We start from the raw sequence: 13,693 nt of genomic DNA, 5'->3' as shown, positions 1-13,693 counted from the left end.
GCCTGTTCTTTGATGCAGTCAACCCGGAACTGGAAGGCCGGATGCTGAAGGAATTCGAGCGCATCAAGGCCGGGTTCTGATCCCCGCAAGCGGCGGGCCCTGACGCCCGCCGCCCCGCCCAGACCAAAAACCAAAACATAAAAGGATGTGCCAGCATGCCAGGCGCAAATGGGTATTCCATTCTGTTCGAGCCGGTGAAGATCGGCCCCGTCACGACCCGCAACCGCTTTTTCCAGGTGCCGCATTGCACCGGGCTGGGCCACGTGCGCCCGCAGGCGGAGGCGGCGGTGCGCGCGATGAAGGCCGAGGGCGGCTGGTCCGTGGTCTCGACCCAGGAGACAGAGATCCATCCGACCTCCGATCTTGGCCCTTATGCAGAGCACCGGCTGTGGGACAAGCACGACATCCCGGCGCTGCGGCTGATGACCGAACAGGTCCACACCAAGGGGGCGCTGGCGGCAATCCAGCTGGCCCATAACGGCCACCATGCCACCAACCACCTGACCCGCGCCCCGGCGCTGGGGGTCACGGACCGGCCGATTGACGTGGCCTACCCGAAACAGGCCCGCGCCATGGACAAGCAGGACATCCGCGACCTGCGCCGCTGGCACCGCGACGCGGCACTGCGCGCGAAGGAGGCAGGCTTTGACATCGTTTATGTCTACGCGGGCCACCAGATGACGCTGCCGCATCATTTCCTGCTGCCCCAGTACAACACCCGCAGCGATGAATACGGCGGCAGACTTGAAAACCGCGTCCGGCTGACCCGCGAACTGCTGGAGGACACCCGCGAAGTGCTGGACGGGCACTGCGCCGTTGCCTTCCGCTTTGCCGTTGACCAGATGATGGGGGCCGACGGCATGCAGGCCAGCGAGGAAGGCCGCGCGGTGGTGGAAATGCTGGCAGATCTGCCCGACCTCTGGGACGTGAATGTTGCCGACTGGAGCAACGACAGCATGACCACCCGGTTCCAGCCGGAAGACGGCTATCAGATCCCCTACACCGATTTCGTGAAGCAGGTGACGAACAAGCCGGTGGTCGGCGTCGGCCGCTTCACCTCGCCCGACCTGATGGCCTCGCTGGTCTCCAAGGGCGTGCTGGACCTCATTGGCGCTGCCCGGCCCTCGATCGCCGACCCTTTCCTGCCCAAGAAAATCGAGGAAGGCCGGATCGAGGAAATCCGCGAATGCATCGGCTGCAATATCTGTGTCTCTGCCGACAACCTGGGCGTCCCGATCCGCTGCACCCAGAACCCGACGATGGGCGAGGAATGGCGGCGCAAATGGCATCCCGAGCAAATCGCCCCCAGGCAGCAGGAAGAGGCCGCGCTGGTTGTCGGCTCCGGCCCCGCCGGGCTGGAATGCGCCATGCAGCTGGCCAGGCGCGGCTATCAGGTGACGCTGGCAGAAGCCGCGGAGGAATTCGGCGGGCGGGTGCTGAAGGAAAGCAAGCTGAAAGGGCTGTCCGCCTGGAAGCGGGTCGCCGACAACCGGTTGTGGGACCTGCAGCAGCGCGGCAATGTTCAGATGTTCACCGGCAGCAAACTCGGCGCCGCTGATGTCGCAGAACTTGGCATCCCCAATGTCTTCCTTGCCACCGGCAGCACCTGGCACCGCGACGGGCGCGGGCGCACCTCTCCGCTGCCCTTGGAGATCAAGGACATGCCCGTGTTCACCCCTGACGACGTGATGGAAGGCACCCTGCCGCCGGACAATGGCCCGGTGCTGCTTTATGACGACGATCAGGGCTACATCGGCGGGGTGCTGGCCAGCCAACTGGCCGCCGCAGGCCGCAAGGTGGTGCTGGTGACGCCGGGCGCCATCGCCTCGGCGTTCACCGATCTGACGCTGGAACAGCACCGGGTGCAGGCGGAGCTGCTGCAGGCGGGTGTAGAGATCATTCCGCTGCATTCCCTGCAATCGGCGGATGCCACCGGCGCAGACCTGTCCTGCGTCTACACCAGCCGCACCCGCCGTGTGGATTGCGCCAGCCTGCTGATGGTCACTTCCCGCCAGCGCGACACCGCGCTGTTCGATGATCTGAAAGAAAACCACGCGGACAGTTTCACCACGCTGGAGCTGATCGGCGACGCGGCCTCCCCCGGCCTGATTGCCGATGCGGTCTTTGCCGGCCACCTGGCGGCCCGCAATTTCGAACGCGACCCGGCGGCGGCGGATGCCGACTGGTTCCGCCGCGAACTGATTTCCCTCGAAGACATGGGAGGCGCATGATGCCCAAAGACGACCTGCAAGTGATGCGCGAGCTGATGGAGAGCCACCGCGAGGGTTTTGCGCTGGACCGCCATTTTTATACCTCTGAAACGGTCTATGACCACGACATCAAGATGTTCTGGAACCGCAACTGGATCTGGGTGGGCCACGTCAGCCAAGTCCCGGAACCCGGCAACTATTTCCTGTTCGACTACGGGCCGGAGTCGGTGATCGTCGTGCGCGACCGCGAGGGCGACGTGCGCGCCCATATGAATGTCTGCCGCCACCGCGGCTCCCGCGTGTGTTTGGAAAAACAGGGCACCGCGCGGGTGTTCTCCTGCCCCTACCACGCCTGGACCTTCGGCCTCGACGGGCGGCTGCGCGGCGGCCGCGCCATGGGGCCGGATTTCGACCCTTCGGATTACGGGCTGTTCCCGGTGCAGGTGCAGGTTTTCCAGGGGCTGATCTTCATCTGCGCCGATGAAAACCCGCCACCGCTGGCGAAAAGCCTGGACCGCCTGGCGCCGCTGTCAGCCCCGATGGAGCTGGAGAACCTGAAACTGGCGCATGAGGCCTCCTATCCGGTGCCTGCCAACTGGAAGCTGGCGCTGGAAAACTACCTGGAATGCTACCACTGCGCCCCCTCGCATCAGGAGTATTCCCGCAGCCACTCGCTCAAGGATCCGGCGGATGTGGCGAAATACGGCGCAGACCTGCGTGAACGCTCCGCCTCCATCGGCCTGCCGGTGGAGGAGCTGGACCTGACCGGTCCCAATGCACAGGCGCCGGGCTCGGACGTCTACTGGCGCCGCTATCCGCTGTTCCCCGGCTACCAGACCGGCAGCAGGGACGGCGAACCGCTGGCGCCGCCGCTCGGGCAGCTCAGCGGCCATGACGGCGGTGCCACCGATCTGGCCATCGGCACGCTGAACTACTTCCTGATCTATGCCGACCATCTGGTGGGCTACCGCTTTGTGCCCCGCGGCCTGCAGGAGACCGACATCCAGATTGCCTGGTACGTGCGCGGCGATGCCGAAGAAGGGCGCGATTATGACAAGGAAGCCCTCACCTGGCTTTGGCATGTCACCTCGCTCGATGATGAGCGGATCATCCGCCACAACCAGGAAGGCGTGAATTCGTACCGTTTCGCGCCCGGCCCGCTGTCCGAGATGGAATGGAGCCTGCCCGGCTTCTACCGCAGCTATTTCAACATGATCTGAGCCGCTCAGACCCTAAACTTTATCGCAGGCCCGCACCGGGCCTGCCCTGACCCTGCCCCGGAGACCGCTATATGGTTGACGTTACCAAGACCCGTTCCCGCCGCCGCAGCGGCGGCCGCGATGCCCGCGCCGCGGCCCGCACCCAACCCTCCGCCAGCCAGGCGATCTGGCCCGGCCTTTCCGGCGGTCGCTACCGGCCGCTGTCGGATGCGGACATGCAGAAGATCCACAACGCCGCGCTGACCATCCTGGAGCGCACCGGCATCGGCGACCCGACAGAGGAGCTGCTCGACCTGGTGCTGCCCAAGGGCGCAACCCTCAGCGAGCATGGACGCCTCTGCTTTCCCCGCGCGCTGATGGAGGACCTGCTGGCCGGCGCGGCCAATGAATTCTACGTCCACGCCCGCGGCAGCCGTGCGGGCAAGGACGACATGCACTGCACCAAGGACAAGGTCTATTACGCCAATTCCGGCACCGCGGTAACGACCTTTGACGCCGCCAGCCGCAGCTACCGCCCCTCCATCATCCGCGATGTCTATGACTTCACCCGGCTGGTGGACCGGCTCGACAACATCCACATGACCGGCGACACCGTGCTGGGCACCGACGTGCCGCAGGATTTCGAACATGACATGTCGATGCTCTATTCCATCCTGGCGGGCAGCGAGAAGCCGTCCTGCCTGACCTTCCGCGACCGTTCCCACATCAAGCCCGCAATTGAGATGTTCGACATCGCTTCGGGTGGAGAGGGCAAGTTCCTGCAGAAGCCTTCGGTGATCTTCGGCGGTTGCCCGATTGTTTCCCCGCTGCGGCTGGGGCGCGAGAACCTGGAGATCATGATCGACACCGCCAAGCTGGGCCTGACCTGCGATCTGGCGGTACCGCCGCAGGCCGGCGCAACCTCCCCTGCCCCGCTGGCGGGCACCCTGGCGCAGGCGGTGGCAGAGACGCTTTCCTGCGTCGCCATCGTCAACCTGATCAACCCCGGCACACCGGTTGTCTTTGCCGCCTGGCCTTTCATCACCGACCTGCGCACCGGATCGTTCACCGGCGGATCGGGCGAGCAGGCGCTGATCGGCGCTGCCGCGATCCAGATGGGCAATTTCTACAACCTGCCCACTTCGGTCGGCTGCGGCATGACCGATTCCAAGATCCCCGACGCCCAGTACGGTCTGGAAAAGGCGCTGACCTTCAGCCTTGCCGCCCACGCCGGCGCCAACCGCCTGTGTGAATTCGGCGGCATGGTCGGCTCGCTGATGGGCTGTTCCTTCGAGTCGATGGTGATCGACAACGAGGCCGCCGGCATGATTTCCCGCACCCTGCGCGGGATCGAGGTCAGCGACGACACCCTCTCGGTCGATGTGATCCACGACTGCGCCACCGGACCGGGCCATTTCCTCGGCAACACACAGACGCTGCAGTACATGGAAACCGAATATGTCTACCCCGACCTGATGGACCGGGAGCTGACCGATACCTGGGAAAAGGCGGGTAGGCAGACCATGTTCGACCGCGCCCGCGAGGTGTCGGACAGGATCCTGGGCGAGCATTATCCGAATTATTTCGGCAGCAAGCTCGACGCCGAGGTCCGCGCCAAGTTCCCGGTCAAACTGCCGCCGGAGGCGATGCGCCCCGGCAGATGATGCCGGGGGCCGCGTTCACTGAACCACCGGCTCCTGCGCCAGCTCCAGATGCAGTTTGCTGCCGGTATAGGGGCTGGCGGCGATGGCTGCGTCGTCCAGCTCCACCCCCAGGCCCGGCTCCTTGGAGGGGATCACATAACCGTCCTCCCAGGTGATCGCGGACTTGAGACAGGACATATAGGGGCCTTCAAAGGTGCCGATCGACTCGAGGATCAGGAAGTTCGGGCTGCAGGCGGAAATCTGGATGTTCGCCGCCGCCACCACCGGTCCGCAGTAAAGATGCGGCGCGATCTGGGCCTGCCGGGTTTCGGCCATGGATGCGATCTTCTTGGCCTCCAAGAGGCCGCCGACCCGCCCCAGATCCATCTGCAGGATCGAGGCCGCCCCGGCCTCCAGCACGCGGGCGAATTCATGCTTGGTGCAGAGCCGCTCGCCGGTTGAAATCGGCACCGAGGTGAAGCGCGCAACCTCTGCCATATCGGCGGGGTTTTCCGGCGGCACTGGCTCCTCGAACCACAGGGGCTCGTAGGGTTCCAGCCGCCGCGCCATCCGTTTTGCGCCGGAGACGGTGAACTGCCCGTGGGTGCCGAACAGCAGGTCCGCGCGGGTGCCGACCGCCTCGCGGATGCGCTTCACGAACATCTCGCTGCGTTCCAGGTCCTCGAGCCGCGGCTGATGACCGTCATAGATCGTGTAAGGGCCTGCGGGGTCGAATTTCACCGCGGTAAAGCCCTGCTCCACCCGCTGCAGCGCCACCTCCGCCGCCATATCCGGGTCGTTGTAGACGTTGGGCGTGTCCGGGTCCGGGTAGACGTCGCCCTCCGGCGGATAGAGGTAGGTATAGCTGCGCAGCCGCTCATGCACCTGGCCGCCCATCAGCTCATAAACCGGCTTGCCCGCGGCCTTGCCGATGATGTCCCAGCAGGCCATTTCCAGACCGCTCAACACCCCCATCACCGTCACATCGGGCCGCAGCGTATAGCCCGCGCCATAGGATTTGCGCCACAGCTTCTCTATATGGTGCGGATCGCAGCCTTCGAACTGGCGGGCAAACATCTCCTCCGCCATCGCGCAGCACAGGTCCGGGCCGAAGGTGGCGTTATAGATCTCGCCCACCCCGGTGATGCCGCAGGCGGTGGTCAGCCGCACAAAGATGAAATAGCGCCCGCCGTGGCGCGGCGGCGGGTTGCCGAACACAAAGGTTTCGATGGTGTCGAGTTTCATCTGCGTATCCCTGTCATTCCGCCGCCAAGGGCCTGTTTTCAGTGTCATCCAGCACCATCTGCGCGCCGCGCGCCGCCAGCATCATGGTCGGCGCATTGGTATTGCCGGAGGTCACATTCGGAAACGACGAGGCATCGATCACCCGCAATCCCGCCATCCCATGCACCCTGAGCCGCGCATCCAGAACCGAGTCGGTTGCATTATGCCCCATCCGGCACGTGCAGCTTGCATGAAACACGCTACCTGCGCGTTCACGGAAGTTCTCCAGCAGCGCAGCATCATCCATCCCGGCGATATCCGGCACCCGCCGCTCCCGCGTGACCCGTTTCATGGCGGGGGTTGCGGCCAGCGCCTGCAGCAGATGGCTGGCGCGGATGGCGGTCGCCTTGTCCTCCTCCGCCGACAGCGAATTCGGCTCGATCAGCGGTGCCTGGCCTGGGTCGGCGGACTGGATAGTGATCTGCCCGCGGCTGACCGGGCGGCTCGGCTGCACGCACAGCAGAAAGCCGTTGTCCTTGTCGATCTGAGGCTTGCCGTTTGCCTGCGTCGAATATGACGCCGGGTTGCAATAGACCTGCACATCCGGCAGCGCCGCGCCCGCCGTACGGACAAAGCCGCTGCACTGATTGACCGGCACGCTCAGCGGCCCCTTGCGGGTCAGCACATAGTGCAGCCCGGCCTTCATCTGCTTGGCCAAACTGCCCAGCCTGTCGTTCAGCGTCGCTGTATTGGCCCAGAAGAAATGCGAAACCGCCAGATGGTCCTGCAGCCCCTGCCCCACTTGCGGCAGGTCATGGGCAACCTCGATCCTGTGCCGCTGCAGTAGCGCCGCGGGGCCGATGCCAGAGAGCTGCAAGAGCTGCGGAGAGTTCACCGCACCCGCGCTCAGGATAACTTCGCGCGCCGCCAGGGCGGTATGCGGCTGGCCCTTCACCCGGAATGCGACGCCGGTTGCCCGCTTGCCGGATGTCAGTACCTTCTCCACCAGCGCGCCGCTGATCACCGTCAGGTTGGCGCGCTTCATCGCAGGCCGCAGGAACGCATCCGCCGAGGACCAGCGCCGCCCGTCTTTCACCGTGCTGCGGACATAGCCCATGCCCTCGCTGGGCAGCGTGTTGGCTCCCTCCTCCGCTGCCGCGTTCATGTCCGGCAGGAACGGCCAGCCCATGTCCTGCCCAGCGGCGAGAAAGTTTCTGGCAAATGGATGCATCCGCTCGCTGAGGTCGGTAACGCGCACCGGCCCCGTCCCGCGCAAGCGGCGGCGGCCCCGGTGCCATTCGTCATTTGTTTCCAGCGCCTCGTAGCCGCGGCGCACATTGTCCCAGCCCCAGCCGGTTGCGCCTGCGGTCTCCCAGTCGTCGAAATCATGCGGCAGCCCGCGCACATAGGCCATTGCGTTGATGGAGCTGGAACCGCCCAGCACCTTGCCCCGCGGCCAATAGGCGGGGCGCCCGTTCAACCCCGGATCCGCCGCGGCGGAGTAGCGCCAGTTCACCTTGGGGTCCGAGAAGGTGAAGCCATAACCGACCGGGATCTTGATCCAGAACCGCCGGTCGCTGCCGCCGGCCTCTATCAGCAGCACCTTGTGACGGCCATTGGCGGTCAGCCGGTCGGCCAGCACACAGCCCGCCGAACCGGCGCCCACGATGATAAAGTCGAATGTCTGCGCCATGGCACGCCCGGTCCGTTGAGTTCCCGCCAGATTGCGCAGCGCAAAAGGCACAAATCAAACAATGTGTTTTGCCCCTATGGCCTAACTGTGCTTAAAGCTAATTCATGACCGACCTGCCCCATGTCACCTGGCTCAAGGCCTTCGAGGCCGCAGCGCGGCTCAGCAGTTTCTCTGCCGCCGCCGAGGAACTTGGCCTGACCCCTGCCGCCATCAGCCAGCAGATCCGGCTGCTGGAAAAGCATCTGAACACCCAGCTGTTCAAACGGCTGCCGCGCGGGGTGGCGCTGACCGACACCGGCCAGGCCTATGCCCAGCCGATCCGCAAATCCTTCATCGATATGCAGCAGGCCACCGCCGGCCTGTTCGGCAAGAGACGCAAGCGGGTGGTCAGGGTTCGGGCCTCAATCTCCTGCGCAGCCTTGGTCATCGCGCCCCAACTTGGCCGTTTTCAGGCGGCGCATCCGGATATCCTGGTAGAGCTGACCACGTCGGTCTGGGCAAACCGGTTTGACGAGGAAGGCCTGGACATCGACATCCGCTATGGCGGCGACTGGCAGGAGAGCGAAGTCCTGCATCTGGGCCACGAAAACGCTGTGCCAGTCTGCAGCCCCTGCTACCTGCACGATCTGGGCGGCAGCCCATCGATCCATGATCTGGCCGGATCCGACGTGGTGCAGATTTTCGGCTCGGAAACCGACTGGGGCCGCCTGTCAGAGCTGCACGGGCTGAACCTGCAAACGCCGGCGGACTGGCTCAAGGCGGACTCGTCCTTGCTGGCGCTGCAAACCGTGGCGGCAGGCCACGGGGTGACGATGGTGCTGGAAAGCTTTGCCCGGCAGTACATCGAGCAGGGGCTGGTGGTGGTTCCGACGGCCTACAAGCTGCCGAAACGGCGCTCGCATTACATCGTGATCAACGACAGGGCGGGCCAGCGGGAGGAGGTCAAATCCTTCTGCAATTGGCTCATGGCGCTGTATCACGCGCTGGTCTGAAGCGGTTTCCCACCCGTTTCTGCTGCGGCAGTGGCGGCTTCGCTATCCCTGCAGAGCGTCCAGCGAAGTGGCCATAGCGCTCCACAATTCCTCTGCCGGTTCGGTGCCAACCGAGATGCGGATAAATCCCGGCGCCACGGCATCGCCCCAGCGGGCGCGGCGCTCAGCTGAGGTATGCACACCGCCGAACGACGTCGCGGAGCGGATCAGCGGGCAACTGTTGATGAAGGCATCCGCTTGTTCCGCGCTGTCCAGGGTGATGGAAATCAGAAAGCCGAACCGCGCCATCTGCTGTTTCGCCAGTTCATGCGACGGATCGGATTTCAGCCCTGGAAAGCGGATCGCTTGCACCAGCGGATGCGCGGCCAGCCGTTCGGCCAGCACCTCAGCGGTGCTGCACATCCGGTCAAAGCGCACCTCCAGGGTCTCCAGCCCGCGGTGCGCCAGCCAGGCCTCCTGCGGGCCAGGGATGCCGCCGCCGAACTGGCGCCACTCGCGCGCGGCCTGCAAAACATCCGCATTGCGGGTCGCCAGATGCCCCATCAGCACGTCGGAATGGCCGCCCGGCGCCTTGGTGTCTGAGGCAACAACCACATCGGCGCCCAGCTCCAGCGGCCGCTGGCCCAGCGGGGTCATGGTGGTGTTGTCAACGATCAGCAGCCCGCCCGCCGCGTGCACCGCCTCCGCAATCGCGCGCAGGTCGCAGAGGTCCAGTCCGGGGTTCGAGGGTGTTTCCGCAAAAACAACGTCAAAGCCATCAAACCCGCCCTTTGCGAAACTGGTGGTCGGCCGCTGGTGCACCTCAACACCGAGGTTCTGCAAGAAGCGTTCGCTCAGGCGCCGGGTGACGTAGTAGCCATCCGACGGGATCAGCAGTTTCGACCCTGCTTTGACGGTGGCAAACAGCGCCGCCGAGATCGCCGCCATGCCCGACGGATAGGCCAGCGCAGGCGCGTCCTCCAGGTACCCCAGCACATGCTCCAGTTGCTCCCAGGTGGCATTGTCCACCCGGCCATAGCTGGGGCCGCCGGTCCAGTCGCCCGGCAGGTGGTACATCGAGCTTTGCGTCAGCGGCAGCGCCACCGGATCGCCTTCGGAAAGCGTGTTGCCGCGCAAGTGCAGCATGGCGCCGGATTTGGGAGCGGTGGGTTTGTCCATTGGGACGCCTTTCCTGAATGCGGGTTCGGCAAATTCATAGCGGGCGCTCCGCAAAAGAGACAAGGCCGGAAACGCAATGTTCCCGGCCATCAGCTATGTCCGGCTTTTGGGGGTTCAACCCATCCAGCGCCGGACCGGGGCGGCGGATTCTTCCAGCGCCTGGCAGACCACGTCGATCAAGGTCGGGCCATCATGGGCAAAGGCCTCCTTGATCGCCTTATCCAGATCCTCAGGCCGTTCCACCCGCCAGGTCTTGACCCCGAACGCCTCAGCCACTGCAGCATGGTTGGTGCGGTTGAAGTCCACATTGTAATAGCGCTTGCCGCAGTCGTCGCGCTGGCTCGCCTTGATCCAGCCGAAGTTCGAATTGGAGAACACCACATAGGTGATCGGTGCGTTGCAGCGCACCACGGTTTCCAGCTCGCCGCAGGTGAAGTTGAAGGAGCCGTCGCCCATCATCCCCACGACCTTGGCTCCGGGCCGCCCGAACCAGGCACCCAGCGACGCCGACAGCGAATACCCCAGCGCGCCATGGGCACGGTTGGTGATGTACTGGCGGCCCGGGTGCTTTTGCTTTGAGTAGGCATTGTAATACGGGCAGCTGGTGCCGGGATCGGAAACCACGATGGCATCCTCCGGCAGGTTCTGATTCAACGCATGAATGATCTGCTCCGGTAGCACTTGGTCGGTCTTGCTGTGCGCCAGTTCTTCAAACTTGGCGAATTTGCGCTGCTTGATGTCGGCAATTTTTGCGGCACCAACAAATGAGGGCAATTCGCCCTCGCGGCTGTCGAGATAGGCGTTCACCGCCTGCAAGCTGAGTTTCAGGTCCGCAACCACACCGACCTCGGTCGGGTAGTTGGCGCCGATGGTCATCGGGTCATTGTCGAAATGCACGATGCGCTGGCCGGGCTTTGGCGCCTCCCAGCGCGAGGTGGTGGTGGACCCGGCGCGGCAGCCCATAAAGACGACCAGATCGGCGCCCTCCATCATCTCCCAAGTCTCATCGGTGCCGCCATTGGAGCCGACCACACCCAGCGATTGCGGATGGGTATCGGCCAGCGAGCCCTTGCCGGAGATCGAGCTGCCCACGGCAATGTCGAGGCGGGAGGCAAGCCTGCCCAGTTCCTCCATCGCGCCGGAGATCACCACGCCGCCGCCGCAGACAATCAGCGGCGATTTGGCGGTGAGGATGGCCTCAACCGCAGCCTCCGCCGCGCCCGGCTCCGGCGCCGCGCGGTAGGCGGGGTAGCTCTGGTGCTTGGGGTCGCCCCAGATGTCATCCGCCGGAACATCGTCATACTGGATGTCATAAGGCAGCCCCAGATGCGCCGAGCCGGAACGGCCGGTAGTCATCGCCCGGAACGCCTGGCGCACCATGCGCGGGATGTGGTCGGCGCGCTTGATCACCGTGTTGAACTTGGTCAGCGGCCCCATCAGGACCTCCTGATTGACCTCGGTCAGCGGGTATTTCCCGTAAGACCCCACGGAAATGTCGGTGGTGATCGCCAGCACCGCATAGGAGCTTTCATTGGCCTCGATCAGCCCCGGCAGGATATATGTGGCACCGCCGCCAGAGGGCCCTTCGCAGACACCCACCCGTCCGGTCACGCGGGAAAACCCGTCGGCCATATAGGCCGCGCTGCGCTCATCGCGGGTGAGAACATGGGTGATGCCATGCTCCAGCCGGTTCATCGCATCATAAAAGGGCAGCGTGGTATCGCCGCACAGGCCAAAGATATGGGTGACCCCGTGCGCTTCCAGCGAGCGCACCATCGCATCGGCGCCGTTCATCGTGTTCTTCATGGGGACCCCCAAAGCCTGCGTGAAACCTGCCCCGGGGAAAGACCCGGGATTCGTGTTCCAAACTGTATACAATAATGTAGATAAATGTGAAGGCAAAAATCGGACGGCAGCCGGCCACAGGGATTTCTGCCCCTCAGCCCCGGAAATTTTTGTATGCCGCCGGCCCGGAACCGCCCTACTGTGGCGGCAAATCAATTGCTTTCCCTGATGGACTTGCCATGCCCCAGATCACCGACGCCCTGCTGGATCAGATCCGCGCCCGTTTTGCCCAAGTGGAGGAGTGCCCGCAGCAGGGCAGCCGCATCTTCTTTGAAAACGCCGGCGGCGCGCTCACGCTGAATTCAGTGGTGGAGACCTCGGCACGCTATGCCGCGGTTCCCGACAACCAGGGCCGCGACAACCCCGGCAGCCGGGAACTGGTGCGGGTGATCAACAAGGCCAAGGAGGACATGGGCGAGATGATGAACGCGCCCGGCGGCCAGTTTTTCGCGGGCGAAAGCGGCACCGAGCTGCTGTTCCGGCTGATCATGAACGCCTGCCTCGGCACCGCGGAAGGCGGCACCGTGCTCGGCTCGACGCTGGAGCACCCGGCGACCCGCTCCGCCTGCGCACGCTGGGCCGGGGTGGCGCGGCAGAAGCACGTTCTGATCCCGCATGACGACGCCAGCGGCACCATCGCCGCTGAGGCCTATGCCCGGGCGGTCACGCCGGACACCGTTGTGGCGACCATCGTCCATACCTCTCCGGTCACCGGCATGGGCGTGGATGTGGCCGCCTGCGCCGCCGCCATCCGCGCGGTGGCGCCGGAATGCTTCATCATCGTTGACGGCATCCAGCACGCGGCCCACGGGCGCATTGACCTCACCGAATACGGCGTGGATGGCTATGTGATCTCGCCTTATAAGATGTTCTCGCGCCACGGCTATGGCCTCGCCTGGATCTCGGACCGGCTGACTGCCCTGCCGCACAATGCGCTGATCGACGGCCCGGAAGACAACTGGGAAATGGGCACCCGCGACACCGGCAGCTATGCGACGCTGTCGGATGTGGCAGGATACCTGGAGTGGCTCGGCGGCGAGGTGAGCGATGCCACCGACCGGCGCGCAAAATTCGTGGCGGCGGGCGAGGCAATTCATGCCCATGAGAAGGCGCTGACCGACGCGATGATCCGCGGCACCGGCAATCTGCCGGGCCTGGCGGAGATGGAAGGCGTCACCATCCTGGGCGGTCCGGACAACCCGGCGCGCGAGGGGCTGGTCTCGCTGACCGTTGCAGGCGTGCCATCGGTGGAAGTGGTAAAACGGTTGAACGAACAGGGCATCCGCACCCATCTGCGCAAGGCGGATCATTATTCCGGCAATATCCTGGCACCCTTGGGCATGGACAGCTGCGTGCGCGTCTCCATGTGCCACTACAACAGCATCGGCGAAGTGGCGAAGTTCCTGGGCGTGATGAAAGAGATCACAGGGTGATTGCCCGGTTTGTCTGACCTGCAAGCTGAAGCGTTTCACCGAAACGCTCCGCCCGGCCGACAGGCCGGGCAGCGCCTGACCTTCCCCATGGGAAGGCGCTATCGCGCCCACCCAAGGTCAGGCGCCGCCCTTCCACTAGTACGCTGCCCAATGACCCAACAAATCCGGGGCCATTGGGTCTGAATTCTTCACGGGTCATCTCCCGCCCCCGCCGCTAGGGTCGCCGGAAGGATTTGACGGCCCGCCCCGGCCTGCAGGGCGCGCCGTGCCAGAGGCGCAGGCAAAGGAACACGGAC

General features: G+C 64.7%; 9 protein-coding genes. 5 read left to right on the top strand and 4 right to left on the bottom strand.

The genetic code is table 11. From position 1 onward, the window contains the following. Positions 1-155 precede the first annotated feature (155 nt). The 3 genes from KUW17_RS20875 to KUW17_RS20865 all read left to right on the top strand — a co-directional run bounded on the left by KUW17_RS20875 (position 156) and on the right by KUW17_RS20865 (position 5,073). Positions 156-2,231, top strand: coding sequence for an FAD-dependent oxidoreductase (locus KUW17_RS20875; protein ID WP_222482243.1), 2,076 nt, complete (start codon positions 156-158; stop codon positions 2,229-2,231). Next, the gene (locus KUW17_RS20870; protein WP_222482242.1) at positions 2,231-3,430 is read left to right on the top strand and encodes an aromatic ring-hydroxylating oxygenase subunit alpha; all 1,200 of its coding nucleotides are present in this window, start codon (positions 2,231-2,233) and stop codon (positions 3,428-3,430) included. Before KUW17_RS20875 ends, KUW17_RS20870 begins: the two co-directional genes overlap by 1 nt. A 71-nt stretch (positions 3,431-3,501) precedes the next feature. Further along, positions 3,502-5,073, top strand: coding sequence for a trimethylamine methyltransferase family protein (locus KUW17_RS20865; RefSeq protein WP_222482241.1), 1,572 nt, complete (start codon positions 3,502-3,504; stop codon positions 5,071-5,073). A 15-nt stretch (positions 5,074-5,088) separates the two neighbouring features. Here the strand turns inward: KUW17_RS20865 and KUW17_RS20860 are convergent, their stop codons facing one another. Then, a complete protein-coding gene (locus tag KUW17_RS20860) occupies positions 5,089-6,297 on the bottom strand; it encodes a mandelate racemase/muconate lactonizing enzyme family protein (RefSeq protein ID WP_222482240.1) in 1,209 nt (402 codons plus the stop codon). Positions 6,298-6,310: 13 nt separating this feature from the next. Then, a complete protein-coding gene (locus tag KUW17_RS20855) occupies positions 6,311-7,969 on the bottom strand; it encodes a GMC family oxidoreductase (protein WP_222482239.1) in 1,659 nt (552 codons plus the stop codon). Positions 7,970-8,073: 104 nt separating this feature from the next. Between KUW17_RS20855 and KUW17_RS20850 the strand changes: the two genes are divergently transcribed. Continuing rightward, on the top strand, positions 8,074-8,961 hold the full coding sequence (locus tag KUW17_RS20850; RefSeq protein WP_222482238.1) for a LysR substrate-binding domain-containing protein: 888 nt from the start codon (positions 8,074-8,076) through the stop codon (positions 8,959-8,961). Positions 8,962-9,003: 42 nt separating this feature from the next. On the opposite strand, the gene KUW17_RS20845 is transcribed toward KUW17_RS20850, so the two are convergent. Both KUW17_RS20845 and KUW17_RS20840 read right to left on the bottom strand, forming a co-directional pair. Beyond that, on the bottom strand, positions 9,004-10,119 hold the full coding sequence (locus KUW17_RS20845; RefSeq protein ID WP_222482237.1) for a cystathionine gamma-lyase: 1,116 nt from the start codon (positions 10,117-10,119) through the stop codon (positions 9,004-9,006). A 114-nt stretch (positions 10,120-10,233) separates the two neighbouring features. Further along, positions 10,234-11,925 (bottom strand): thiamine pyrophosphate-binding protein, encoded by a 1,692-nt coding sequence (locus KUW17_RS20840; RefSeq protein WP_222482236.1) that lies wholly within the window; start codon positions 11,923-11,925, stop codon positions 10,234-10,236. 218 nt (positions 11,926-12,143) lie between these two features. On the opposite strand from KUW17_RS20840, the gene KUW17_RS20835 reads away from it, so the two are divergent. Continuing rightward, complete coding sequence (locus KUW17_RS20835; RefSeq protein WP_222482235.1) at positions 12,144-13,397, top strand: aminotransferase class V-fold PLP-dependent enzyme; 1,254 nt, start codon at positions 12,144-12,146, stop codon at positions 13,395-13,397. Positions 13,398-13,693: the final 296 nt, after the last annotated feature.

The sequence above is a fragment of the Leisingera aquaemixtae genome (genome assembly GCF_019801145.1).
Taxonomy (GTDB): domain Bacteria; phylum Pseudomonadota; class Alphaproteobacteria; order Rhodobacterales; family Rhodobacteraceae; genus Leisingera; species Leisingera aquaemixtae_A.
This window is presented reverse-complemented; position numbering and strand designations above follow the sequence as displayed.